This window comes from Marinomonas profundimaris, from assembly GCF_000508165.1.
GTDB lineage: Bacteria > Pseudomonadota > Gammaproteobacteria > Pseudomonadales > Marinomonadaceae > Marinomonas > Marinomonas profundimaris.
Window position 1 is genome coordinate 44,425 of the sequence record NZ_AYOZ01000060.1, and the last position, 25,494, is coordinate 69,918.

Annotated in this window: 29 protein-coding genes and 6 tRNA genes; 13 read left to right on the forward strand and 22 right to left on the reverse strand. The window is 43.0% G+C overall.

From position 1 onward, the window contains the following. Nucleotides 1–111: 111 nt before the first annotated feature. Nucleotides 112–187 (reverse strand) — tRNA-Ala (locus D104_RS34490). Nucleotides 188–273: 86 nt separating this feature from the next. Further along, nucleotides 274–349, reverse strand: a tRNA-Ala gene (locus tag D104_RS34495). 198 nt (nt 350–547) lie between these two features. Here D104_RS34495 and D104_RS34500 point away from each other — a divergent pair. Together D104_RS34500 and D104_RS34505 are read left to right on the forward strand one after the other, a co-directional pair. Then, nucleotides 548–1,774: an EAL and HDOD domain-containing protein gene (locus D104_RS34500; protein WP_024025240.1), complete on the forward strand. Its 1,227-nt coding sequence runs from the start codon at nt 548–550 to the stop codon at nt 1,772–1,774. Between the two features lie 76 nt (nt 1,775–1,850). Continuing rightward, nucleotides 1,851–1,935, forward strand: a tRNA-Leu gene (locus D104_RS34505). A 61-nt stretch (nt 1,936–1,996) separates the two neighbouring features. Here D104_RS34505 and D104_RS34510 read toward each other — a convergent pair. Beyond that, nucleotides 1,997–2,428, reverse strand: a complete 432-nt coding sequence (locus tag D104_RS34510) for an acyl-CoA thioesterase (protein ID WP_024025241.1) — start codon at nt 2,426–2,428, stop codon at nt 1,997–1,999. Nucleotides 2,429–2,548: 120 nt separating this feature from the next. Continuing rightward, the gene (locus tag D104_RS37080) at nt 2,549–2,992 is read right to left on the reverse strand and encodes a hypothetical protein (RefSeq protein ID WP_152531173.1); all 444 of its coding nucleotides are present in this window, start codon (nt 2,990–2,992) and stop codon (nt 2,549–2,551) included. 178 nt (nt 2,993–3,170) lie between these two features. On the opposite strand from D104_RS37080, the gene D104_RS34515 reads away from it, so the two are divergent. From D104_RS34515 to D104_RS34525, 3 genes are all read left to right on the forward strand, one after another. Continuing rightward, nucleotides 3,171–3,368 carry a CPXCG motif-containing cysteine-rich protein gene (locus tag D104_RS34515; RefSeq protein WP_024025243.1) on the forward strand — a complete coding sequence of 66 codons (198 nt, stop codon included), beginning with the start codon at nt 3,171–3,173 and terminating at the stop codon, nt 3,366–3,368. Between the two features lie 96 nt (nt 3,369–3,464). Continuing rightward, nucleotides 3,465–3,707, forward strand: a complete 243-nt coding sequence (locus tag D104_RS34520) for a hypothetical protein (RefSeq protein WP_152531174.1) — start codon at nt 3,465–3,467, stop codon at nt 3,705–3,707. Nucleotides 3,708–3,722: 15 nt separating this feature from the next. Beyond that, nucleotides 3,723–4,019, forward strand: coding sequence for a helix-turn-helix transcriptional regulator (locus D104_RS34525; protein WP_024025245.1), 297 nt, complete (start codon nt 3,723–3,725; stop codon nt 4,017–4,019). A 60-nt stretch (nt 4,020–4,079) separates the two neighbouring features. On the opposite strand, the gene D104_RS34530 is transcribed toward D104_RS34525, so the two are convergent. From D104_RS34530 to D104_RS34580, 11 genes are all read right to left on the reverse strand, one after another. Further along, nucleotides 4,080–5,138, reverse strand: a complete 1,059-nt coding sequence (locus D104_RS34530; RefSeq protein ID WP_024025246.1) for a hypothetical protein — start codon at nt 5,136–5,138, stop codon at nt 4,080–4,082. 125 nt (nt 5,139–5,263) lie between these two features. Further along, on the reverse strand, nt 5,264–5,872 hold the full coding sequence (locus D104_RS34535) for a hypothetical protein (protein WP_024025247.1): 609 nt from the start codon (nt 5,870–5,872) through the stop codon (nt 5,264–5,266). Nucleotides 5,873–5,992: 120 nt separating this feature from the next. Then, the gene (locus D104_RS34540; RefSeq protein WP_024025248.1) at nt 5,993–6,859 is read right to left on the reverse strand and encodes a BRCT domain-containing protein; all 867 of its coding nucleotides are present in this window, start codon (nt 6,857–6,859) and stop codon (nt 5,993–5,995) included. Nucleotides 6,860–7,237: 378 nt separating this feature from the next. Then, nucleotides 7,238–7,323: transfer RNA gene (locus D104_RS34545), tRNA-Leu, on the reverse strand. An 11-nt stretch (nt 7,324–7,334) separates the two neighbouring features. After that, nucleotides 7,335–7,408, reverse strand: a tRNA-Cys gene (locus tag D104_RS34550). A 22-nt stretch (nt 7,409–7,430) separates the two neighbouring features. Further along, nucleotides 7,431–7,505, reverse strand: a tRNA-Gly gene (locus D104_RS34555). Between the two features lie 96 nt (nt 7,506–7,601). Beyond that, entirely contained in the window at nt 7,602–8,162 is a 561-nt protein-coding gene (gene pgsA, locus D104_RS34560) for a CDP-diacylglycerol--glycerol-3-phosphate 3-phosphatidyltransferase (RefSeq protein WP_024025249.1), read from the reverse strand. 45 nt (nt 8,163–8,207) lie between these two features. Next, a complete protein-coding gene (gene uvrC / locus D104_RS34565; protein ID WP_024025250.1) occupies nt 8,208–10,031 on the reverse strand; it encodes an excinuclease ABC subunit UvrC in 1,824 nt (607 codons plus the stop codon). Between the two features lie 18 nt (nt 10,032–10,049). Further along, complete coding sequence (locus tag D104_RS34570; RefSeq protein WP_024025251.1) at nt 10,050–10,691, reverse strand: response regulator; 642 nt, start codon at nt 10,689–10,691, stop codon at nt 10,050–10,052. Between the two features lie 111 nt (nt 10,692–10,802). Continuing rightward, a complete protein-coding gene (locus D104_RS34575; RefSeq protein WP_024025252.1) occupies nt 10,803–11,579 on the reverse strand; it encodes a replication protein P in 777 nt (258 codons plus the stop codon). After that, the gene (locus D104_RS34580; protein ID WP_024025253.1) at nt 11,542–12,348 is read right to left on the reverse strand and encodes a DnaT-like ssDNA-binding domain-containing protein; all 807 of its coding nucleotides are present in this window, start codon (nt 12,346–12,348) and stop codon (nt 11,542–11,544) included. Before D104_RS34580 ends, D104_RS34575 begins: the two co-directional genes overlap by 38 nt. Nucleotides 12,349–12,638: 290 nt before the next feature. On the opposite strand from D104_RS34580, the gene hpf reads away from it, so the two are divergent. From hpf to D104_RS34610, 6 genes are all read left to right on the forward strand, one after another. After that, entirely contained in the window at nt 12,639–12,956 is a 318-nt protein-coding gene (gene hpf / locus D104_RS34585) for a ribosome hibernation-promoting factor, HPF/YfiA family (RefSeq protein ID WP_024025254.1), read from the forward strand. A gap of 153 nt (nt 12,957–13,109) precedes the next feature. Next, nucleotides 13,110–13,769 carry a Bax inhibitor-1/YccA family protein gene (locus D104_RS34590; protein WP_024025255.1) on the forward strand — a complete coding sequence of 220 codons (660 nt, stop codon included), beginning with the start codon at nt 13,110–13,112 and terminating at the stop codon, nt 13,767–13,769. A 101-nt stretch (nt 13,770–13,870) separates the two neighbouring features. Continuing rightward, nucleotides 13,871–14,263 (forward strand): sulfurtransferase complex subunit TusD, encoded by a 393-nt coding sequence (gene tusD / locus D104_RS34595; RefSeq protein ID WP_024025256.1) that lies wholly within the window; start codon nt 13,871–13,873, stop codon nt 14,261–14,263. 4 nt (nt 14,264–14,267) lie between these two features. Continuing rightward, entirely contained in the window at nt 14,268–14,615 is a 348-nt protein-coding gene (locus D104_RS34600; RefSeq protein ID WP_024025257.1) for a DsrE family protein, read from the forward strand. Nucleotides 14,616–14,617: 2 nt separating this feature from the next. Further along, a complete protein-coding gene (locus tag D104_RS34605) occupies nt 14,618–14,905 on the forward strand; it encodes a DsrH/TusB family sulfur metabolism protein (protein ID WP_024025258.1) in 288 nt (95 codons plus the stop codon). A gap of 5 nt (nt 14,906–14,910) precedes the next feature. Beyond that, nucleotides 14,911–15,231 carry a TusE/DsrC/DsvC family sulfur relay protein gene (locus tag D104_RS34610; RefSeq protein WP_024025259.1) on the forward strand — a complete coding sequence of 107 codons (321 nt, stop codon included), beginning with the start codon at nt 14,911–14,913 and terminating at the stop codon, nt 15,229–15,231. An 88-nt stretch (nt 15,232–15,319) separates the two neighbouring features. On the opposite strand, the gene cobA is transcribed toward D104_RS34610, so the two are convergent. From cobA to D104_RS34645, 7 genes are all read right to left on the reverse strand, one after another. Then, nucleotides 15,320–16,063 carry a uroporphyrinogen-III C-methyltransferase gene (gene cobA, locus D104_RS34615; protein WP_031215311.1) on the reverse strand — a complete coding sequence of 248 codons (744 nt, stop codon included), beginning with the start codon at nt 16,061–16,063 and terminating at the stop codon, nt 15,320–15,322. A 65-nt stretch (nt 16,064–16,128) separates the two neighbouring features. Then, nucleotides 16,129–17,430 carry a serine--tRNA ligase gene (gene serS / locus D104_RS34620; RefSeq protein WP_024025261.1) on the reverse strand — a complete coding sequence of 434 codons (1,302 nt, stop codon included), beginning with the start codon at nt 17,428–17,430 and terminating at the stop codon, nt 16,129–16,131. Nucleotides 17,431–17,497: 67 nt separating this feature from the next. Further along, nucleotides 17,498–17,869: a fluoride efflux transporter CrcB gene (crcB, locus tag D104_RS34625; protein WP_024025262.1), complete on the reverse strand. Its 372-nt coding sequence runs from the start codon at nt 17,867–17,869 to the stop codon at nt 17,498–17,500. Nucleotides 17,870–17,919: 50 nt separating this feature from the next. Continuing rightward, a complete protein-coding gene (locus D104_RS34630) occupies nt 17,920–19,269 on the reverse strand; it encodes a replication-associated recombination protein A (protein ID WP_024025263.1) in 1,350 nt (449 codons plus the stop codon). Further along, nucleotides 19,269–19,901, reverse strand: a complete 633-nt coding sequence (gene lolA, locus D104_RS34635) for an outer membrane lipoprotein chaperone LolA (protein ID WP_024025264.1) — start codon at nt 19,899–19,901, stop codon at nt 19,269–19,271. The genes D104_RS34630 and lolA overlap by 1 nt, the downstream gene beginning before the upstream one ends. A 51-nt stretch (nt 19,902–19,952) precedes the next feature. After that, nucleotides 19,953–22,685: a DNA translocase FtsK gene (locus tag D104_RS34640; protein ID WP_024025265.1), complete on the reverse strand. Its 2,733-nt coding sequence runs from the start codon at nt 22,683–22,685 to the stop codon at nt 19,953–19,955. 148 nt (nt 22,686–22,833) lie between these two features. Beyond that, nucleotides 22,834–23,718 (reverse strand): hypothetical protein, encoded by an 885-nt coding sequence (locus D104_RS34645; RefSeq protein WP_024025266.1) that lies wholly within the window; start codon nt 23,716–23,718, stop codon nt 22,834–22,836. A 543-nt stretch (nt 23,719–24,261) separates the two neighbouring features. Between D104_RS34645 and aat the strand changes: the two genes are divergently transcribed. Further along, entirely contained in the window at nt 24,262–25,005 is a 744-nt protein-coding gene (aat, locus tag D104_RS34650; RefSeq protein WP_024025267.1) for a leucyl/phenylalanyl-tRNA--protein transferase, read from the forward strand. A 224-nt stretch (nt 25,006–25,229) separates the two neighbouring features. After that, nucleotides 25,230–25,448 (forward strand): translation initiation factor IF-1, encoded by a 219-nt coding sequence (gene infA, locus D104_RS34655; RefSeq protein ID WP_012070936.1) that lies wholly within the window; start codon nt 25,230–25,232, stop codon nt 25,446–25,448. Nucleotides 25,449–25,494 lie beyond the last annotated feature (46 nt).

The window sequence follows — 25,494 nt, forward strand, 5'->3', positions numbered from 1 at the left end:
AGAGTTGATTGTGAGCCAAGTATTGATAGAGATCTCATGTAGCCACTTTATTAGTTCAATGACTAATGCCTAGTAAAGTGCATCTGTGAGTAAAAATGAAATGAATAAAATTGGTGGAGCCTAGCGGGATCGAACCGCTGACCTGTTCGCTGCCAGCGAACCGCTCTCCCAGCTGAGCTAAGGCCCCACAAAACGCTTGGCGTCAGTGGACAGAATGTCCTGGGATTGTTCTTTGTTTTACTCTTAAGTAGTAAAAACAAAAACAGTGGGAATTGGTGGAGCTATGCGGGATCGAACCGCAGACCTCTTGCATGCCATGCAAGCGCTCTCCCAGCTGAGCTATAGCCCCAAAACCGCGTTGGATTTTATGGGCGTCGATAAATACTGTCAACCCTTTTAAAACACCCAATTCGAATTTAACCTTATCGTAGAAAACAAAATTCCAACACTTTCCTCATTGCAAGAATGAAGAGAGATATGTTTTTATAACTCATTGTTCTGCCAAAAGTAGAACGATGTCACAAAAGGCAACAAATAAGAGAAGCATATGATCGAATTTCCAGCGGTTTTAGATGATCTAATGATGGCTCAACAACCAATACTCAAAAGAACAAAAGACATTTTTGGGTATGAGCTTTTATTCCGTGGAAAGGACTCCCTAAACGCCAATATTTCTGATGGCGAAGCGGCTACCAGCCAAGTTTTGGTAAACCTGTGCATTGGCCTCACAAAACTAGAATCTCAATTGAGAAAACCTTTTTTTATCAATATGACAACGGAATTGATGCTGTCCGACGCCTTTTTTCCGATTGACCCCGATACCGTGTATATCGAAATACTCGAAAACCAACAATTAACTCCTGAGTTTTTTGTGGCGTTGAAAAAGTGGCGCTCTGCAGGTTATCGTTTCGCATTAGACGACTATCAATTTGATGCGGCTTACGAAACACTCTTACCTTGGGTATCGATCGTAAAAATAGACGTTCTTGCAACACACCCCGAAAAATACGCAGGAAAAATTGCTGAACTCAAGGCCAGAGGTTTGATCCTATTGGCCGAAAAAGTCGAAGATTCGAAAATGTTTGAACTGTGTAAAACGCTCGGATTCGATTTATTTCAAGGGTATTTTTTACAACGCCCTGAAATCATCAAAGGCAAAAGGATTGATTCAGCAACACACGGCGCCATTGAACTCGTCAATGCATTGCAAAACAAAGACATTAGCATAGAAGCCATCACAAGCTTGGTTGGCAAAAACCCTAAGCTGTCTTATCAATTATTACGCATTCTAAACAGCCCCGTTTGCGGCGTACCTAAAACCGTTGTTTCCATAAAAGAAGCCGTTGTTTTTTTAGGCTTATTACAATTAAAAAAATGGGCGCTATTGATCACCCTGACATCATCAAGCAATCAACCACAGGCATTATTAAAAGTACTGTTAACCCGGGGGCGTTGCTGCCAACTGATCGCTGAAAGCAAACAATCTGAACTGGCTGATTCAGCCTTCATGGTAGGTTTGATGTCTGGTATCGACGCGGTGTTTAATGTGGAAAAGTCCGTGGTGCTGGAGCAAATTGCGCTGGATAAAGGCTCACGAGCCGCTATTATGACGCAATCTGGTGAACTGGGAGGCTATTTAATACAAGCATTAAGCTGTGAAGAGCAAAGCTGGGATAGTATAAAATCCTTATCACAAGCCGACAGAACCACCTTAAATCGAGCGTTTCTGGACGCGATGCTGTGGTCTGATGAAGTAGTAAGGTCTATTAACTAAATAAAATGCGTTTATTTTTGCTTAAACGATTGACACCTATAGAAAAAAACATAGAATACGTTTCACCTTTTTCAAGGCCAGTGTGGTGGAATTGGTAGACACGACGGCTTCAAAATCCGTTGCCGAAAGGCGTGGCGGTTCGAGTCCGCCTACTGGTACCAACATAAAAAAAGCGCTTACTTCGGTAAGCGCTTTTTTTTTGCCTATTTAGCCGTCAATGGCTTAATGATCATCAAAACCATGCAACACGTAATCCGGTAAATCTTCTTCTTTCGGAATCGGAGTAGATACGCCCGTTTCATCGATCGCAACAAACTTGAACATTCCTTCCGTGACTTTTTCACGCTGACCAATACGGCCACGGCGAACCCAAGCTTCAACAAGAATATTCATAGAAGTACGGCCAACCGACTCAACGTGTGTATAAACACCCAAAATATCACCGACTTTTACTGGTCGAATAAAGCTCATGCTATCCAGTGCCACAGTAACCACTCGAGATTGTGCTCGCTGCCCTGCACAAATCCCCGCCGCGATATCCATTTGCGACACCACCCAACCACCAAAAATATCACCTGCAGGATTAGTATCCCCTGGCATCGCGACCGTCCTAGTCGTAAGACGACCCTTTGCCTTTTCTTCTAACCCTGACATAACGCTCTCTCATTGGTTTTCATCATTTACTAACGCTGCTTTTCTGCCTGTATAAAAGAGTACAGAACCCCAAAAAATAGTATCACAAACCCACCAAAACACTTACTTCCAATACTTAAATTACGGCGTTTTCAGCCCGTCTGACGGATAATAAATGGCCTTTCCAACCACCTCAGTCGTAGGAAATGAAAAACTGGAACCAATCGACGTTCCGACACCACCTCCGCTACCTACAGAGACACCAACCCCTGTCCCTAAACGCCGAAATGACAATTGCGTCACATCACCCACAATGACGCCATTAGCACCTATCTTAGCCGCCTGCTCCTTTAGCTCCTGTGTGGCTTTTTCTTTCCTTGAATCTTCTGAAAAACCGCTATCGCTTGATGCACGCACCGTACCAATCACTTCAAATTCAAACGCTGGCATCTCTGTAAACACAGACACTTGATCCACCTCGATCTCAGGACGCTGCTGCCCCGTAATCACATGCGAACCGGAAGCACAACCAAACAAAAAGACAGGAAACACAAGAACCAACCAGTAACCAATACGCTTAATCATTTCATCAACCTCACCATTGAAGCCAAAAATCATAACAGTTTTGCATAAATAGAGTGAAAGCAGATTGCCAAGACTGTGACTTTTCACACAAAGCAGCACTTTCGCAAGTAAACATTGAACTGACCAGACCATTTTTACCCTATGATTTAAATGAGAGTCACAAAAAAAAGAGGACATCATGAACGCATTAATAGAAAAAGACATTTCATGCCCGTACTGCGGAGAAACCATAGACGTCGTGATTGAAATACTGGATGACAGTCAAGAATACATTGAGGATTGCCAAGTCTGTTGCCGCCCGATCACATTCAACATAGACATCGCGATTGATGGTTCAACTACGGTTTCGGTTCACTCGGAAAATGAGACGTATTAAGCCGTAAAATATTGAGACAAACAGACAATGAGTCGTGTCGAGTAAAACCAGAAAAGCCCAAAAGACTTTGAGGCTTTCTTTACTGATTACTCAGATTTGAGCATCCACGACCAACTGGCCAATATCAAAAACCGAACCCTTGTCAGAATGTGGCGTTTCTTCGTGGCCTACATGCTCGACCTAGAACCCTACGCACTAGCAACGTCACTTCTTATCGAAACAGACCTTTGCGCTAAATGGACAGAAACCGAACTCAAAAGCATCGTTTCTAAAAAATACCTGACGCGCCTAGTCATCTTAAACAAAGCAAACAAGCAACCTCTTAACATCGCCGTTTAATAAAGGACTAATAACATGGAAAATTCAAACGTATCAACACCAGAAAAAGTCGAAACTGCCCTAGCTGAAAAGCTAGAACAACTGATCCAGACACTAAGCAAGCCGAAAGTATCGGACAACAAAACCCTTTGGGGATCAGACGAATGCGCCGCTTACCTTGGGCTATCGAAAAACAAATTCATGGGTGACGTAGCATGCAGACGAACTTTCCCAAAACCTCGTAACGTAGGCGGATCAGAAAACCGCACCAACTGGCGCTGGATCGCAAGCGACGTAATGTCCTGGGCACTAGCTCAAAAAATGACGCATTGAATTAGTATTCAGACATAAAAAAACCGCCAAAGGGCGGTTTTTTTTATGCCTAATAAAGAATCACTCGTAAGGTAATTCTCCAAATAAACCAACCATTAGATCACCATCCAAAATTTCAAATGGCAGTTCAAGAAATTCATCTGGGTGTCTTGGTTTAGCCTTTTGATCATTAGGTGCATTTTTAGTGTGCCCAACTACTTTGGTGCCATCTTCCTTTTGATACGGTAAAACTACAATCCGACCATGATTCTTAGATATAATTTCCCCATCTTGCCATAAAGTATTAGCACTTGACTCACTTGGTACTCCATTTGATTCTTTAATAACCCAACCAATACCATTATCAGCTTCAAACCAAAAAACATACTCACCAACCACAAGTACTTTTTGCCCTAATCTCTCAGCGTCAGCCAATAACCTTTTCACACTTGCTAATTGCAATAACTCATTTGCACGCGGAAGCAACTCTTTTCTTATTGCTGATTTTGTTTTACCCCAGTGAGCATAGCAACTATACCCAAACCCTTTAGCGATTTTTTCTTTATATGCATATAAAGCTGCTTTCTTATTTTTTTTCGCTCGAACCCAAACCCCATCACTCTCTTTTTTTAATAAAATAACTCCATATTGAGAAATACACACAACAGTTAAGTATGGAAAATCAACCAACTGCTTACATAACTCCTCTTCAATCAGATCACTAGGCTCATTTAATTTTATGTCACCTTTCTTAAACTCTCTTTTACTGTGAAGTTTTTTGGCTTCCTGGAGCATCAAGAATTCTTCATCCATCAGCCTTTTTTTAACCATCAAAGCTTTCTCGGCCTTTAAGGTAAGTGAGGATTTTTCTATGTCAGATATATCTAGACCATTTACAATATGCGCTATCGAAACACTATTTTCTTTAGCAATTTTAGCTGCAACCAGATAATCATCATATACATCAGCTTTTGCATGTCCTGGCCTTTTTTGGCTTTCAATAGATCGGTGAAGCCATTTCAACTTATCATTTATGAGTTTTAGTTCGTACATAAGAAAATAGCCTGGATTCTCATACCAAGGCATTGGCCAAATACCCAAACATGGAGCATCATATCCATAAATTTCTTTTAGCAACATTACCAATTCCTCAATATAATTTAGGTTTTATATCTAGTTATTAACCAACAATTTAAAAAGTCAAAACTCAAATGTAAAACACAAATCAAAAAAATAAATCACAACGCTTCTTCCAACCTAGACAATTAAGATTTCGACCCAACATATAGACCATTTTCAAATGATTCATTATCAAAACGCTTAATATTTTGAAGTATTTTAATCACTGCATAACTAGTTTTTTCGTTTTTTGAGACTATAGCATTCATAAAATATGCAAGCCTAACCCATGACTTGAAATGATCATTTGTTAAATCAGAAGCCACTGGTATTAAATTGTTAAATATTTCTTTTTCATTCTCACAGTAACTTTGTACTTTTAAAACAATTGATTCATTAAGCCCATTTGATTCAATGTAGGAAATTAAATTATTTAAAGACTTTTGATTTTTTTTATGATCTTCTCCATAAAAATCACCTGGTTGACAATCGACAGGGAAATCTTTGAAGTTATGCTTTAGAAAAAAAATCATAAATTCTCTTAGCCTTCTTTCAACTTTAATTTTTTTGTCTTTCTCTTCTTTTTTATTCCAAGCATCAAGAACAAAAACTATTATCAATAGCTCTACACAAACACCTATGATTTCTGGAACTATGTTACCAATTAAAAAGCCATCGTCTGCAAAAAAATAAGCTATAGAAGACAATCCTATTAACGCAATAAAAACCACACCTACAAATTTATTTCGTGTCAATTCCGTATCCTTATAATATTTTTAATAAATGGGGTCAGAGTAAAATTAACTTCTAGTTCCGCCCTTTACCCTATTTAAATCGCCTAGTGAAAGCATCACGTATTAGCTATTAATAATAGACTAAATAAACCTAACCCACTCTTGTTCCGTTAGGATGATAAGCGGATGCCCGCTTTCTCTTAGTTCTATCGCTTTTTGTATTTTGCGACCAAAGCTGGTGTGTTTCCAATCTGGCGACACTTGAGAACCAATCACGACGTAATGAATAGATTTGCTCGGGTCTTTGCGAGGCGTAGCACCCAACTTGATGGCAATCGCTTCTACTTCTTTGCGGGTGCCTGTATTGAATACACCGGTAAAACACATGGCCGCACGCTCGTGGTTCATGGATTCGATGCTGTCTGCGATGTGGTCCATAGGGTGTGCATCGGCGGCGCCCGTTTCTAGGAAGCGAATACCGGCCGTCTGTTTTAGAAAAGACAGTAAGGCTTCTTCATCGGAAGGTGTGGCTTGTTTAAGCGCTGAAAACTCAACCATCTTCGTTGCCACGCCTCTTACTGTAGCGTCATCAACCAAATCGATATGTTTGTTTAGCCACTCATGGAGATAGGAAAACTCGTCTGCGTTAATCTGATCGTCTGACACGATACCATTGATTAACCCTAGAAACTCGTTCAGGTAGTCCGAAGCCGTGACGTCTTCATAGGACCGAAACTCGATAATGTCGGTAATGAGTGCGCTTAGGTCTTCCAGCTCTTCCGCAGTGAACTTACCATCCGCCAACGCATCGCTGATTGAGTCCAACAAGTCGATGGCGTCGGGATCATTGCGCAATGGTTTTGAGTCTAACAACCAAGTATTTAGGTAAAGGGCTTCCATCGTATTCAATGCAGTGTCAGCCACCACGCCTTGTAAAATTCCCTTCAAGGAGTAAATGGCTTTTTTCTTGTTACTCGCAAGCGCGTAGTTTGGTGTTGAACTGTCCATGATTACTCCTTTAACCTGAATCAACGCTATCCATCCACAGTAAAGTGTTTTGTCTGCTTGTTCCAGTCGAACCATACGCCAGCACAAAAAAAACCGCCCTGTGGCGGTTTAATTCAAATGTTGTCACTTGTCCCTATGAGTTTTTATTTCTTTCATCACGCTTACACTTATGCCAACCAAAACCCCAAGTAAAAAATCAGTACAATATCTAGGTCGTCGATCAATTTATAGTGCAACGTACGGTGCTGAATTTCAGAAAAGATAGCATAAGTAATGAAAAGAATGAATTTTAAGGAATTGAATAAAAAGGCTGAAAGCGAGAAAGTACGAGGGTTTGAGCTAGATAACAAAATTTAGGCAAAAAAAAGGCACCATAAATGGTGCCCGGGACCGGAATCGAACCGGTACGCTTATTCAGCGCAAGATTTTAAGTCTTGTGTGTCTACCAATTTCACCACCCGGGCATATCTGATTTTGGAGGCCGGAGTCGGAATCGAACCGGCGTTAACGGAGTTGCAGTCCGCTGCATGACCACTCTGCCATCCGGCCTCATATCAGAAATTCTTTTGATTGGAGCGGGAAACGAGGCTCGAACTCGCGACCCCAACCTTGGCAAGGTTGTGCTCTACCACTGAGCTATTCCCGCGTCTCAAAAGACGGTGCCTATTCTATGTATTTGAGCTTTCACGTCAAGGAAAAATTCCAAATAAATAACTAACTTAGGCACTTTTTTACAATCTGTTTATTTTTCATCCGACTCTTTGGACATTAGCTCAGGCCACGCCGCCTTCAAGTAAATGTACATTGACCAAAGCGTTAACAAGGCCGCGGCGATCAACACTACTTCCCCCACATGCGCCATCAAGGTATCCGGACGGCTTCCCAATAAAATGAAAATGGCCAACATTTGCATGGCGGTTTTCAACTTACCAATATAGGAAACGGCAACACTTGCTCGTTTGCCCATTTCTGCCATCCATTCGCGCAAAGCTGAGATCACAATTTCTCGACCAACGATAACGGCACTGGCCAAGGTGAGTAATGGGTTGGCATAACTGGCGACCAGTAATACCAACGCAATAGATACCATAAGCTTATCCGCCACAGGATCAAAGAAAGCACCAAAAGCCGTACTTTGATCGAGCTTTCGAGCCAAATAGCCATCCAACCAATCGGTAATGGCAGCCAGCGCAAAAATTATGGCGCAGGTGAAATAACGCCCTTCCCACGGTAAATAATATATGGCCACTAATATTGGAATCATGAAGATCCGCACGGACGTCAAAATATTCGGTATGTTCATTTTATTCCTAATAATTACGCTAAATGCACCAACACTTAGCCAAACTTAACTTTTATGGAGGTAAAGGTAAATTTCTTCTGCTTTTTTCGCACTAATCCCTTTTACCTTTGAAATATTTTCCTGACTTGCAGACAACAGTTCTTGATAGCCGCCAAACGCGGTTAATAGCTCTTTACGACGATTAGGACCAATACCTGGTATTTCTTCCAACACAGAATGCCGGCGCTTCTTATCTCGTCTACGACGATGGCTTTTTACCGCAAACCTGTGAGCTTCGTCTCGAATATGCTGAATCAAGTGCAAAGCCGATGAATCTGGCGGCAGTACGACTTCGTCTTCTTTTGAACCAATATACAAGGTTTCAAGACCGGGCTTTCGCGTATCACCTTTGGCCACACCTAATAAGAAGATGTTCACTAGCCCTAATTCTTTTAGCACAGCTTCTGCTTGCGTTAGCTGACCTTTACCACCGTCAATCAGTAAGACATCTGGCGCTTCCAACTCACCACTCTTGACTCGCTTATAGCGCCTCATTAGTGCTTGCTTCATCGCACCGTAATCGTCACCAGGTTCAACGCCTTCAATATTGAATGAGCGGTAACGTTTTTTGTCCGGTCCATCAGGCCCAAATACCACACATGATGCAACGGTTGCTTCGCCACTTGAGTGACTGATATCGAAACACTCCATGTGCGTTGGCGGCTCAGAGAAGCCTAACAATTTTTGCAGCGCGGTTATACGGCTAAAGTGATTACGTTTGTCAGATAAACGCGCCTGAAGCCCTTGCTCTGCATTCAATTTCGCCAGATCAAGCCAACGAGCACGCTGACCTCGAACATTATTGAGCACTTCAATTTTTTTCTGAGTGGTTTCAAAAATCCCCTCCACCAATGCATCACCATCCTCTAACTCATGACTAACGATCAATGTCTTAGGTAATTCCTGAATACCACCAAGGTAAAACTGCGCAATAAAAGACGACAGCAACTCCCCTTCTGTGACCTCAATGGCCATTTTAGGGTAATGGCTTTTACTGCCAACCACCTTCCCCTTGCGCACCATCATAACGTGAACACACAAACCACCAGGTTGGATAATCGAGGCAATAACATCCGCATCCCCCACTTGGCCGTAAACGTGTTGCTGCTCTTGTATATGCTTCAGCTGGATGACTTGATCGCGTAACTCGGCGGCACGCTCAAATTCCATGTCTGTGGCCGCGACGGTCATTTGAGACGTAATTTCTGCGGTCAATTCTTGGTCTTTACCCTGTAGAAACATGCGAGCATGGCGAACATCCAGATCGTACTGTTCGTCGCTAATCAAGCCAACACAAGGGCCTGAGCATCGTTTAATCTGATATTGCAAACAAGGTCGAGATCGATTGGCGTAAGTGCTGTCTTCGCACTGGCGCACTTTGAACACCTTCTGCATGGTGCTTAAGCTTTCTTTTACCGCGGAGCCACTCGGAAAAGGGCCGTATAACGTTCCCTTATCCGTTTTATCCCCTCGACGAAACAGCAGCGCCGGATGAAGATGATTGGACAGCAAAATATAGGGGTAAGATTTATCGTCCCTGAGTAGAATATTGTATGGCGGACGATGTTGCTTTATCAGCGTTTGCTCAAGCAATAACGCTTCCGTTTCACTTTTGGTGACAGCAATTTCAATCGTGTGAATGCGACTGACCAACGCCATGGTTTTCGTTGTTAAACCAGTGACGCGGAAATAACTGGCCACACGATTTTTTAGATTTTTTGCTTTACCAACATACAACAACGACCCCTTGCTATCGTACATACGATAAACACCAGGACGAGTCGTTAAGTGACTGACAAAATGCTTTGGATCAAATTCTGAATGGCTCAAACAAACCTCGTTTTTCGCCTAGCCCATACCAAGTACATTGTAACGAACGGCCAAGTGAATAAGCTCAACATCACTTTCAATACTAAGCTTCGTAAAAATACGAGTACGATATGTACTCACGGTTTTTGGACTCACATTGAGATGATCTGCAATTTCATTGGACTTTTTGCAATCCACAATCATTTGAGCCACTTGCAACTCTCGATCTGACAGCTGCCCCAATGGCGAGCCTTGACCATCGATGGAAAACTTAGACAATGCCATTTTTTGCGCGACTGTCTTAGAAATATAATGCTCGCCTTTCGACACCATTTGAATGGCTTCTAGCAACTCGGAAGTGTTGGTGCCTTTGGTTAAGTAACCTGATGCGCCAGCTTCCAATAATTTCACTGGATAAAGGTTGTCGTCTAATGCAGACAAGGCAATGATCTTTGTCTTTGGCAATATGCGCTTTATTTCTTTTGTCGCACCTAAACCACCAATTCCTGGCATATGCACGTCCATAAGAATAATGTCTGGCAACAGTATTTTGGATTGAACAATGGCCTCTTCACCACTGTGCACCACGCCAACAACTTCGACACCATTAACATCTTGCAATACGCGACTAATACCTTGGCTAACCACATCATGGTCGTCAACGATCAATACTTTCAACATAACAACCTCACCAAAATTTCCTACGCCTCGTGTCGATTTCACTCTACCCTAGAATGAAGCCGCGCCAATAGCATCCTGCTAAAATTGAAAAATGCTGCTCAATGAACCGCATTACTCCGGAAGTTTTTCTTCGTAACCCATTTCAAGGAGTTTTTTCTGACTAATTTCTCGATAACGAACACGCACACCAGAACCATAGGTTTTTTGCGTGTAGTAAAGCAGAGGCGCTATCACCTCTTCGTCAACGGATAAATCATTGGCAATTTTACTCACTAAATCTTTTACGCTAAGCGTTTGCTTGTCTTCAATCATTATGACTTTTGGGATAACCAAACGCTCGCCAGCAATGACACGGTCAACAACTTCCACATAACTCAGCTCAAACAAAGGCCAAGTAACACGCTCTTCTTCCGATTTAATTTTGTACCAACCCACCCGAGAACCCGCAAAAAAAACGGCAGGGTGGCTCCATTTGTATTGCAATGGATCAGTTCGACAAGCACAAGCTTCAAGATACGCTGAACGTGGGTCTGCCAAACCGTATGCTTTATAGGCGGTGCTGATCAGTTTTAAAAATTCAGAGATGGTGGGAGGCCAAGCATGCACTTCTTTCGTACGCTCTACCGCGTAGGCAAGCAAAGGCTCCTGAAAGCCTTTTAGCGCAATCGCCCACTCTCGTTTCGCGAGTTTCACTTCGTCTGTCGTGCTGTAAGCCGATGCGAATTTATGAGTATAAATCGCCTTAAAGCGCGCAAATAACATATTTACTAAAACGCGAGTTTGCTGCTCTGCCTCAGTTGGACCTGACTCACGCGTGGCACCGCCACTTTCTGAGCCATACCCGCCAAAATCACCAGTCTGTGTCGTGGATGTTGTTGAGGGCGTCACTAACCTGTTCTCTAGAGGTTTTAGTAAATTTTGAACTGACTGAGGTTCCTTCATATGAAGACCTATCCGATTGTTTGTATTGCCACTGACGTTTTACGTATTTGAAAAATTCACTGTTCCAAGTCCGAACATTTTTACGCTGTTCTTTAATTCGTAACAAAAACTCGGTTTGCAAAGACAAGGCAAATTCACGAGCAATACCAGATTGTGCAATTTGTTCAAGCGTTGCTTCTTCTGGTTGCCATTGATCAGGCTGTCGAGCACGTTCTTTTTGCTCTAAATACAGATCAAAATCAGTAACACCTCTGCGGTCATTTACCACAGGAGGAGATGGCGCATCGTATTGTCGCACCGGTTGCTTAGCAGGGTAGCTTTTTGGCTGAGGCGTAAACTCTTCTGGCTTTTCCCGTGACGCTTTATGCAACCGATCCATTTTATTCATCAATGAATCTTCTTTTGGCACTCTTTCTGCTGCAGGCTTAACCGTTTGCGTCACTTTTTGCGAAGACGCTAAATGGATGTCTAACATCTCTTCTTGTCGCTGAAAACTTAATAGTTGGCTAATTTGTAAATTCGCCAATAAGCGCATCAACATAGGCACAGTCCAAAATGGCAGTTGCACACTTAATTGACTCATTTCAACACGCAAAACTCCTGAATTAACAAGGTATGCCTGTTGTTTTAAAAAAGTCAGTAATACCGTTTCTTCTAGCCCAATTTGGGCAGCCATTGAAAATGATATCGGTAATGAATAGTCGTTATCCAACATAAATCTCGCTTCGCATATTTAGCTCAACAGTCTATCAAAAGCCATTACCATAAGCACGACAACCTTCAACTAACGACGTCATTTTTGAAGAAAGACAGTCATCAATTTCTCCCCTTATTTACCACTATAATACCACCAACCACTTCAACAAAAAGTGATCTGGCGGCGTTTTTTGACAGATTTAAAAAGCACACCTATGCTCAAAAGGCGGCGACATTTTCATCAAATGCTCTTTACTCTCTGTCGTTTATGTTGCTTGTTTCACAAATGTCACTCAGGAGAAATACAGTATGCACACTACCAAAATCTCTGGTCACCATATCGACGTAACCCCGGCAATAAAAGATCACATCAATGAGAGGCTTGCCAAGTTATCCAAATTGACAGATCAAATAACCTCAGTCAACGTCACCTTGCTTAAAGACAATAAATGCCAGAAGGCCGAGGCAAGCCTACAACTGCCTGGTAAAGAGTTATTTGCCGCATCCACATCTGAGCACAGATTATTCCACGCCATAGATAGCATGATAGACAAACTCATCAGACAAATAGGCAAACATAAAACCAAACAATCCAACACGACACACAAAGCCGTGTTATCCAACTAAACCACACTCATTCATCTTCCCATTCGAAAAACACCGAGACGCATCGGTGTTTTTTGATTTTTATTCCCCAGATAAACAATCTAGCTTGAAGTTTGGAACTTTCAGCCTCATATTAAGTCTATTGATAGTCTTAAACCTCAAAGGAGTCATACCATGCGTTACACAGAAGCCCACTCGTCGACACATACGTCGCAAGCGGCAAACAAAACGCTCCGCAATACATACGGACTGTTGTCGCTAACCCTTTTGTTCAGCGCCTTCACTGCGGGCGTGAGCATGACAATGAACTTCGCTAATATGAATATCTTTGTTTTGCTTATTGGCTTTTATGGTTTGCTGTTTTTAACGCATAAGTTCAAAAATAGCCCACTTGGTATCTTATGTGTGTTTGCTCTGACAGGTTTTATGGGATTAACATTAGGGCCCATTTTAAGCGCTTACATGAGCCTACCTGGCGGCGGATCTTTGATCATGACGGCATTGGGCATTACTGGCCTTTCATTTCTGGGCCTATCTGCTTACGCCTTGATTTCCAAAAGAGACTTTAGCTTCCTGAATGGTTTCATCACCGTTGGTTTCTTCGTTCTTTTATTCGCTGTGATTGCCGGTATTTTTATTAAAATGCCAGCACTGCAAATCTTTATTTCAGCGGGTTTTGCTTTGTTCTCTGGAGCGGTTATTTTGTTGCAAACAAATCAAATCGTTCGCGGCGGTGAAACCAACTACATACTTGCAACAGTGAACTTGTACGTTTCTCTATACAATATGTTCCTAAGCATCTTGTCTCTTCTCGGCATGGCTCGCGACGATTAATCGTTCGAGACAAAACAAAAAAGGCCGCTGACTGCGGCCTTTTTTATGTGTAAACTTTGCAAAATCGTTTCCTAGACTGGTTTTATTAAGGCTTCCTTTTAATGCAATACACCCTTCTCGTCACAGGTTCCCCATATCAAAGCAAGGCATGCCATACCGCACTTCGCTTTATTCAGGCGGCCATGAAAAAACACCCTAATAGTATCAGGGGCGTATTTTTTTACGAAGATGCCGTTTTAATCGGCAACCAAATAACACAACCTCCTAGAGATGAAATAAACCTAACAAAAGCGTGGCAAGCGCTGGCAATAGAACACGATATCCCTTTATATTTGTGCATTGCTGCTGCCGTTAGACGCGGCATTCTTAACGAAGATGAAAGCCGTCGCTACGAACTAGAGCAACATTCTTTGGCCGAGCACTTCCAGCTTGAAGGCTTGGGCACACTGGTTGACCTAATGAATTCCACCAACAAAATCATTCAGTTTAGGTAGCACCATGAAACACACCTTGATCCACCTAAATAGCAGCCCTTATTCTGGCTTAGCATGCAAAGAAGGGTTAGATCTGGCTCTGGTTTTCGCAACATTTGAACAACCGGTTGATCTTTGTTTATCTGGCCCTGCGCTTTCGCTTCTCACTCTGAATCAAAACCCAACCATTGAACAGGGTAAAAATCTTCACAAACTGTTAGCTGGGTTGGAGTTTTACGACATAGAAAATGTTTTTATAGAACGCCGTCACACTTGGCAAGAAGCCGATAACATTTGGCAAGGTGTTCAATCGCTCGACACCGAGCAATGGCAATCCATGTTTTCACAATACCAACAAGTATTCCGGTTTTAATTATGCGACTTCACCAAATAAACCAACTCACTTATCCAGAACCGTTAGAAACCACATGGCAAAACAGTGTGCAAACGGGTGACTCTATTTTGCTCATTGAAGAGAGCATTTTAAGAGCGTCGCACCAAATTGATTCACTAAGTACACTCATCACCGAAAAGCAGATCACCCTTTACTACTTGCAAAGTGATGCAACGGCGTATGGCTTGTCGCCCTCGATTGGTACAGCCCTGTCGGACGAAGAATGGGTCGACATCACCTTTTCTGCCGAAGCAAACATAAGCTGGTAACCACAATGACTGAAAAAACATTAATTTTGGACGAAGAAGGTTATTTGTTAAATCTGCAAGACTGGACGCCAGAGCTCGCAAATCAGCTAGCACAAGACGTCGACGTAGAACTAACAAACGCTCACTGGGAGATCATCTACTTATTGAGAGACTTCTATCATGAGTTTGAAGTATCGCCTGCTATGCGACCACTGGTAAAAGCCGTCACAAAAAAGTTGGGGGCTGAAAAAGGCAGAAGCATTTATTTAATGACTCTGTTCCCCGGTAGCCCTCCAAAGCTTGCTGCGAAAATCGCTGGTCTACCAAAACCAGCCAATTGCCTATAACCGCACATTAAAAACAGCCCATAAAAAAACGGAACTCCATTTAGGAAAAGCTCCGTTTTTTAATAAAACTCTCAAATTCAACCCTGAGCTAATACTTACCGTACCACTCAAGTTTTTTCTGCAAAGTAACCACTTCACCAATAATTAATAATGCCGGCGACTTCGCCTCATTTTTTGTCGCAACATCATAGATATCTTCCATCGTAGATGTAAAGACACGCTGCTCACTGGTCGTGCCTTTTTCGACAATTGCCACGGGCATTGAAGGCTTCATACCAAACCGAATCAACGACGCGCTAATGTCTTTAAGGCCGGTTAAGCCCATGTAAATTACTAACGTTTGTGCAGGATGAACCAACTCTTCCCACGGTAACTCTGTCGTGCCATCTTTAAGGTGGCCGGTTAAAAAACGAACAGACTGCGCATAGTCGCGGTGTGTTAACGGAATGCCTGCATACGCAGCACAACCTGCAGCGGCCGTCACACCAGGCACTACTTCAAAAGGAACCTCTTCTTCAATCAGCTCTTCAAGCTCTTCTCCGCCGCGACCAAAGATAAAAGGGTCGCCGCCCTTCAGGCGAACAACCATATTACCTTCTTTGGCTTTAGCCGCAAGAAGGCTGTTTATTTCTTCTTGAGGCAGACTGTGCATCGACTTTGCTTTGCCTACGTACATTTTTTCAGCTGTTTCAGGAATCAGCGCAATAATGTCTTTGCCAACCAACCGATCGTACAGCACCACATCGGCCATTTTTAACAGACGATATGCTTTTAGCGTTAATAATTCAGGATCCCCTGGACCCGCACCAATTAAATAGACCTTGCCCGTCATAATTTCCACTATCCACTCATACAAAAAAAGCCTCAGTCAGAGGCTTTTTTATTAGAAAATGCGATTTACGCTTTTTTCAATAAGGTTTTTCCGCCCATATACGGCACCAACACATCAGGAACACGTACACTGCCATCCGCATTCTGATAGTTTTCCAATACCGCCACAAGCGTTCGACCAACTGCCAAACCTGAACCATTCAAGGTATGTGCCAACTCAGGGCGTCCTGTTTCAGGATTGCGCCAGCGAGCTTGCATTCGGCGCGCTTGGAAGTCGCACATATTTGAACAAGAAGAGATTTCACGGTACTTACCTTGTCCAGGCAACCACACTTCAATGTCATAGGTTTTATGCGCTGAGAAACCAAGATCGCCGCCACACAGAATCACGGTGCGATAAGGCAACGCCAGTTTTTGCAAAATAGTTTCTGCATGGCCAACCAATTCTTCCAACACCGCTTCAGAACGGTCCGGACGACAAACATGCACCAATTCTACTTTTTCAAACTGATGCTGACGAATCATGCCTCGCGTATCACGACCATAACTTCCCGCTTCGCTTCGGAAACACGGCGTATGCGCCACAAACTTTTTATGTAAATCTGCGTCATTCAGAATTTCATCACGCACCAAGTTCGTTACAGGCACTTCCGCGGTTGGAATCAAATAAAGATCGTTGTTACCACTGTCTTTATCGACCGGCACTTTAAACAAATCTGCTTCGAACTTAGGAAGCTGACCAGTGCCTTTCAAAGAATGTGCGTTAACCAAATACGGCACATAGACTTCAGAATATCCGTGTTCATCTGCATGCGTATTGATCATAAATTGAGTCAAAGCACGGTGTAGGCGAGCTAAATCAGAACGCATAACCGCAAAACGAGAACCGGTAATTTTTACCGCCGCTTCAAAATCCAACATCTCCATGGCTTCACCAAGATCAACGTGGTCTTTTGGCTCAAATTCAAACGCTTTCGGCACGCCCCAACGACGAACTTCTACGTTATCATCTTCCGTCTTACCTTCTGGTACAGACGCGTGCGGTAGATTTGGAATGCCTTCCAATAGAGTATCCATCTCAAGCTGAACAGCGGCCAACGTCTCTTTTGCCGCCTGAAGATCATCACCCAATGTTGCCGTTTGCGCTTTTAGTTCAGCCGCCTTGTCTTTATCTCCAGACTTCATCGCCTGACCAATCTCTTTGGACACCGAATTTCGGGCTTGTTGCAGCGTCTCTGTTTCCACTTGAATGGCCTTACGACGCTCTTCTAAGGAAGAAAATGTCGCCACATCCAACTCGTAGCCTTTCTTTTTAAGTTGAGCCGCAATGGCTTCTGGGTCAGCACGCAATGCTTTAATGTCTAACATCTCTGCAACAATATCCTTTAAACAATGTATAAAAATAAATTAGGGTAACTTCACAATTAAAAACCGGTCAAAACAAGCGAGTTACCGTCATACCAACCGCTAGGCCAACAACGCCCAAAACACAGCTCAATAATAAATAGCTTACCGCACTTAGCCAAGCCTGCATGTTAATAAGCGAGACAATTTCCAGAGAAAAAGTTGAAAACGTTGTAAAAGCACCTAAAAAACCCACCATAACCAAAGGACGATACGGTTCAAGTGACGGCATGCGCTCACTAATCACCACAAAGGCGACCCCCATCAACACACAACCCAATACATTAATCAGCATGGTAGCGAAGGGAAAATGGTGATGCCAATGGGAATTAATCCATTTGGTCATGCCATATCGGCTTAAAGCACCAAACGCTCCGCCAACCGCAATCATAAAGTACATCATTATTGTATTCCTTTGAGGTAATGCTTTTCTCACAACGATTATTCTGGTGATTAAACGTCTTTTCTTACTAAATCCGCGTAGCGCTGAAGTGGACTCTGATCATCCAAGTCTGACAACCAAGCCAACTTATCGTTGATTTTTTTCTCTAAACCCCGATCGGTCGGCTGATAATAACGCATATCTGCCAACTCTTCAGGCAAATAGCTTTCTCCAGCGGCGTACGCATGCTCTTCATTATGCGCGTAACGGTATTCGTCACCGTGCCCCATACTTTTTGCTAGCGATGTTGGTGCATTGCGCAAATGTGCTGGAACTTCATAACTTGGCTGTGCAGTCACATCCGTCATGGCCTGCCCAAATGCTTTATATACCGCATTGCTTTTCGGGGCACACGCCATGTAAACAGCAGCTTGAGCTATCGCTCGATTTCCCTCTCCGGGGCCAACACGTTCAAATACATCCCAAGCGTTTAGACCAATTTGCAACGCCCGAGGATCAGCGTTGCCAATGTCTTCTGAGGCAATCGCCAGCAAACGACGCGCAATGTACAAAGGATCACACCCACCATCCAACATTCGCGCCATCCAATACAAAGCGCCATCAGGAGACGACCCTCGAACGGATTTATGAAACGCAGAAATTTGATCGTAAAAGACATCGCCCTTACGATCAAAGCGACGAACACTTCCACCTAATACATCTTCTAATTGCTCTTGTGTCACCTTAGCTTCAGGCTCCACAAGATCTGACAAAATCTCTAAAAAATTCAAACCACGACGAATATCACCATCCGCCGCTTGCGCCAAAACAGATAAAAAATAATCGTCTATCTGTAAGCCACTGATGCCTTTCTCATGACTCTGCAAGGCACGGGCGAGCGCAAGCTGAACCTCTTCGGCGGTTGGCGTTTTTAAACGGTAAACACGCGCTCTAGACAATAAAGCAGAATTTAACTCAAAGGCTGGGTTTTCGGTTGTCGCACCAATAAATAAAAAGGTGCCATCTTCAATGAAAGGTAAAAATGCGTCTTGCTGGGATTTATTAAATCGATGCACCTCATCCACAAATAACACAGTCTGAGTGCCATTCATCATGCGCAACTGCTTGGCTTGATCCACCGCTGCACGAATTTCTTTAACACCCGACATGACCGCTGAGATTTCAATAAATTGCGCGTCCAGTGCATGGGAAAGCAACTGAGCAAATGTGGTTTTACCGACGCCTGGCGGCCCCCAAAGAATAAACGAATGGCAATGGCCAGTTTCAACCATGCGTCGCAATGGCTTTCCCGGACCCACCAAGTGCGATTGCCCGATATAATCATCGAGGTTAGCGGGTCGCATTCTGGCTGCAAGAGGCTGATAAGCCTCCGCTGGTACATCCGAAAACAGGTCTTTCATTATTGACCTTCTACAATCACATCCACATTATCAGGTAAGTCCAAAGCAAAATTTTCTTTGGCAACACCGTCATGCGTCTCGACATTTTTAAATTCAATCACGGTGGTTTGCTCAAGTGAATCGAGAATACTCATGGCACTGATGACTTTCTTTCGGAAAGATAACGTAAGGTGCTGAAATAAATCTTGCTCGCCTTTTGGCTCTAGACGAAATTTCTCGTCGCCCAATTTCGCCACATTATAATGTGGAAGCACTTCGCTGGCCGGTTGCCCTAGTAACGCAGCTGGCGAGTTGCCAACCGTACCAGACAACGGTTTTTTAGTCGCTTGCTCCAAGTCCACATCCCATACTGTGATGGTTTTACCATCCGAAATAATACGTTGTGCAAACGGCGTCACACTGTCCCAAACAAACTGATTGGGTTTCGCCAATAAAAAGATACCTTCACTCACCTGAAGCTGTTTGCCTTTTTCATCATAGGTCACTTGGCGAAATTCACCCTCAATATTTCGGTTCATTTCCAATAAATTTTCAATGGAGCCTGAAGTCTGGTCTTCCGCCTGCACAGTGATAGCTTGAAACGCGATAACAACACTCAATATTGCCATGGCGACTAATTTATTTATCAACATAACTCTCCAACAAACATTTTAAATACGAGCTGTTCAAAAAAATAACAACCGTTATTCTGGAATTAAAATATCGCGCTGCCCATTCGTCCCCATCGGACCAACCAAGCCAGCCGCTTCCATTGCTTCAACCAAATTAGCCGCTCTGTTGTACCCTATTTTAAGTCGGCGTTGAATAGAGGATATCGAAGCTTTACGCGTTTCAATGACAATTTTCACTGCATCGTCATAAAGTGCGTCTTTATCTTCACTGTCATCACCGGACATTAAGTCTTCTGGGTTCACCACCACGTCTTGAATATAGTCTGGCTCACCTCGTTGTTTCCACTCCTCGACAACCGCATGAACTTCTTCATCCGACACAAACGCACCATGAACTCGGATTGGCGTTGGCAAACCAGCAGGAAGATACAACATATCACCCATACCCAATAATTGATCTGCGCCACCTTGATCCAAAATGGTTCGCGAGTCGATTTTCGATGACACCTGAAACGCCATTCGGGTTGGAATGTTCGCTTTGATCAAGCCTGTGATGACATCCACAGAAGGTCGTTGCGTCGCTAGGATTAAGTGAATGCCCGCCGCTCGCGCTTTTTGAGCAATACGAGCGATCAACTCTTCTACTTTTTTACCCACAATCATCATCATGTCGGCAAATTCGTCCACGATAATAACAATGTAAGGCAGTGGCTCTAAATGCGGTACCGTGCGAGCAACGCCATCTTCGGAAAACATCGCCATCTCTGGTTGCCATAATGGATCTTCGATCGGCTTACCCGCATCTATCGCGTCACGTACTTTTTTGTTGTAACCCGCAATGTTGCGGACGCCCAGTTTCGACATCAACTTATAGCGGCGCTCCATTTCATCCACCGACCAACGCAAACCATTGGCCGCGTCTTTCATATCGGTAATAACTGGCGTCAAAAGGTGCGGAATACCTTCATAGATCGACAACTCAAGCATTTTTGGGTCGACCATTATCATGCGCACTTCGTCTGGTGTCGACTTAAGCAGCATACTTAAAATCATCGCATTCACACCCACCGACTTACCAGACCCTGTTGTACCAGCAACAAGCACATGTGGCATTTTCGCCAAATCAACCACAACGGGTTCACCAGAAATATCATGTCCAAGCGACAAGGTAAGCGGCGATGAAGATCGATCGTAGGCATCACAGTTAATCACTTCGGAAAAATACACGGTATCTCGAACCTGATTGGGGATTTCAATACCGATGGTCGACTTGCCTGCAATCACTTCAACGACTCGAACACTCATGACGCTTAAAGAACGCGCTAGATCTTTTGCTAAATTGGTAATTCTAGAAACCTTTACGCCTGGCGCAGGCTGAATTTCAAAACGCGTAATAACAGGGCCAGGATTCACTTCAACTACTTCGGCTTTTACACCAAAGTCTTGCAAACGCTGCTCCAATAATTCAGACAAGGCCAACAGCTCATCTTCTGAATAACCGCCCTGCTTTGGTTTTGGTGTGGTCAATACGCCACGATCCGGTAAAGAGTAGCCTTTCACAGTCTGGCGAGTGTCATCATCACCGGAAGAAGGCCCACCAAGCGAATCCAATTGCTTCGCTTCTGACAAGGTTCGAAACGCAGGTTTGTGTGCGGGAGGAATAACCGAAGGCGGTTCGTCGTTGAACAACATCGCATCGGCCTGTTCCTTTGATATTCCTGTAGGCAAAGGAGCACCACTGTCGTCCTGATCGAGGGATTGAGCGTTCGGCAGTTGCTTTTCTAATGGTGCATTAATGGGCGGCTTATCCGTCGGCTTAGACCAGCTTTCTTCAATATAAAGTGTGTCGCCAAAATCAACATCACTCTCGTCAAATGATAGCGTATCCAGACCACCAAACTCAGGCTCTTCATGAGATTGAGGCAATTCAACTTCTGCATGTACTTTCTTAGACTTAGAAAATAATGATGATAGCGAAAACTTGGACTTCTTATCTTCGTCGTTTTCAAGAGAAGCATGATCAGCAATAGGGTTTTCTGTATTCCCTTCGTCAGACTGAGCATTACCTTTAGTCTGCTCATTTTCCACAGGCTCACTTTCTGCCTTTCTTCTTTTCCTGACAATAGCAGGCTCTTCTGCATCATCGTCAATCTCAAGTTTCAAAGCGGCTTTTTGTTTGGATCTCACTTCGCGACTGCTCGTCCATTTATGGCGAACAAACACCATAAAGCGAAACGTCTTTTCACCCAAGCTATCCATTAGGCTCAACCAATGCAGTTGAGCCAATAACGTAAAGGACAGAATAACTAAGGCTAAGCTGACTAATGTCGCGCCATCGTAACCAATAAAACTGTAAAGTAATGTCCCTAAACCATGACCCAATATACCACCAGTGCCATATTGCAACGAAGGTTCACCAACGGTATGCAAGAAACATAAAACAGAAGCAAAGGACAAGTACAAAATACTGCCAAGCGTGCACAGTAAGGCATTATTCAAAGGCAGTAGAGAATGTGGATTGCGCCATATAATAATAGCAACCCAGAAAAAAAGAGGAGGGAGAGAATAAAATAAAGAACCGAAAAAGCCCGATGTCAAATCCGCTATGGTCGCACCAATTGGCCCCATGGAATTTTGAATAGCGGCACCATTACCTGAATAGAACCAACCCGCGTCGTTAGGATTGTAACTATAGGTCGCCAACCCGAAAAAAAACAAAATCAATAAAGCCGCAATAAACGCCGCTTGCTTGGCAAACAACTCCCAAATTGGTGATCGTACCGACTCACGCACATCTTCTGACAAAACGTATCTTCCTATTTTATGCTAAACAAAACAAAACATGCTCCGTTCCGCGGAGTCACCAGTTCGCTAAGCTTACCATAAAAAAAGCCAGCCCAAAGGGCTGGCTTTCGCTTTTACTAAGTCAAGACACTCTTATAAAAAAGCAGTCTTAGAAAGAAGCTTTCACACCAACTTTAGTAAGTTCAGAACCTAGGTCACCAGCGTAGTTTTTAACGTAGTAAGTCAAATCACCAGCAGCGTATTCACCAACGAAGTAAGTACCGTCAGTTTCAGCTTCTAGATCGCTGGAGAATTCAAGAGTCAAGGTCAACGCTTCAGACGCTGCAAACGCAACAGATGCAGTCATCAGTTCAATATCAGTATCGCCATCAGTACCACCAGCGCCAGAGCCGTAGTTCAAAGATACAGTCGCTGGACCTGCAACAGTTTGAACACCAACGTTCACAGCATTCGCATCACCTACAGCACCACCAGAGATACCAGCTTTGAATCCACCGAAGTCCATAACGTAAGAAGCAGCAAAACCAATTTCACCGTCTACATCACCAACTGCATTAGTCGCTTCAATAGCAACAGTCAGCTCAGGAGAAACCATGTAACGGATACCAGTGTTATCTGTATCACCAGTTAGATCGCCATCAGAATCAGTAGCATTTTTAAGATCAACACCACCGAAGTACTCATCCATACCAAAGAAAGAGCCAGTTGCTACAGTACCGTCGAAACGACCAAACTTGACAGCACCTTGTTTAACATAAAGCTTTTCCATGCCAATTTTAGTGCCTTCATCAGCACCATCAGTAGCGATTTCGATTTCAGCATAAACAATACCTGTATCAACAGATACTTCAACTTCAAACTCTTTAGTGCCACTTAGCTCGTTAGCAGTAGTGGTTTTTTTGGATTCATTCTGAGTTACATACTCTACACCAGCATTACCAGTGAATACTGCCTCAGCAGCAAAAGTAGCAGTAGAAACGGCAGCTGCAACAGCAGATACCGCAAACACAGAAGCAAGTTTAATCGCTTTCATTCAAGATTCCCCTTTATATTATATTATGTGGCCTTGTAGACCTATTGACTGATTTTCGTCTATCCAAGAAACGTTGTTAAATCAACGACTCGTGTATCTTAAAACCGATCAGTTTCACTTTTGTGACAATTGCCAAAAAAGCAGATTATCTTGTAGTTCCTAACACCGCATTCAATTATGTTTTCGAATTACCGTTTAGGACTGCATCGATTAAAACCAAGTTTTCCATTACTGGTCAAGCATTCCTTGCACTTTTTTTCTCTTTTTTTTCATTTTGCACCCTTTTTTGGATAAAAAACACCCAACAAGGATAAAAAGGAACTATTTGTTTCGCCTTTTCATGCACATTCTACTGAATTAAGCATAACATTGTGTCAACAAGTCGCAAGCGGAACGTATTTTCTTCCTTAGTTTGATTATCGGTAAGCCATTTGAGTTCTTTAGATTTTTTTCGCTTTTTTCGAAGAGATAGTTTTTACACTGAAAAAACGATAATCTAAAAATAGAATATGCCAATGTCTAAATTAGGAAGATACGCGCCCAATGCAAGCGTCTGCCAGCGATGAAAAACACGAACTGATATTACTGTCAGAATCCCCCTACGACACCCCTGATCCAAGCAAAGCACTACAAGACCCTGAGGGGTTAGCCGCTATCGGTGGTGATTTATCTTCTACACGCTTAATACACCTATACAGCAAAGGTTTTTTTCCTTGGTACAGTGATCCTGACCCTATTTTATGGTGGCACCCTGAACAACGATGCATCCTTCAACCTGAGCGTTTTCACACGTCAAAATCACTTAAAAAAGCATTAAAAAAAGGCCAATGGACATTTACCGTCAACCAAGAGTTTGCATCGGTAATTGGCCACTGCTCCGCCCTAAGGATCGACAAAGAAGGCACCTGGATCTCCAATGATATAAAAACTGCTTATATCAAACTGAATGAATTAGGTTATGCACACTCTATTGAAGTTTGGTTGGATGAAAAACTGGTTGGTGGGTTTTACGGCGTCGCGATGGGAAATGTTTTTTTTGGAGAGTCTATGTTTTCACTGCAACCTAACGCCTCGAAAATTGCATTAAAAACATTCTGCGATCTTGCTAAAAGCTGTCAGATTGAACTCATTGATTGCCAAGTAGAATCCGACCATTTGCTTTCGCTTGGCGCCGAATTGGTACCAAGGTCATTTTTTTCCACTCAATTAGAAGCGCTAATCACACGCACAAAAAAGAATATAAACTTAATAGAAATTGGAAAAAATCCTCATAAACAACCCATTTAGCGTTAAAATAGGCACATCAAAAGCGTAACTAAGTTTGCCTTACGCTGCATTTTTAGGCAAAATACGCTCGATCAAAATTCAGACGTCGCTAAATAAACATCATGATTTAAGAATTTAGCGCTCAATTGACTAAAGAAAAACGATTTTTTTCTTTGTCTGTAGACCTCCGAATAAGGCATGGTCGGCGTCTACTAACTATACGTTAACACCATAGGACACATATTGTGGCAAAAGAAGAAGGCTTAGAAATGGAGGGCACTATCATTGATACGTTGCCTAATACCATGTTCCGTGTCGAATTAGAAAACGGACACGTTGTAATTGCACATATCTCCGGAAAAATGCGTAAAAACTACATTCGCATTTTGACAGGCGATAAAGTAAAAGTAGAGCTAACACCATATGACCTTTCAAAAGGCCGTATCGTTTATCGTGCTCGCTAATTTAAGCGTTTTATTAATGGCTTAAATGAAGACATAAAAAAACCGG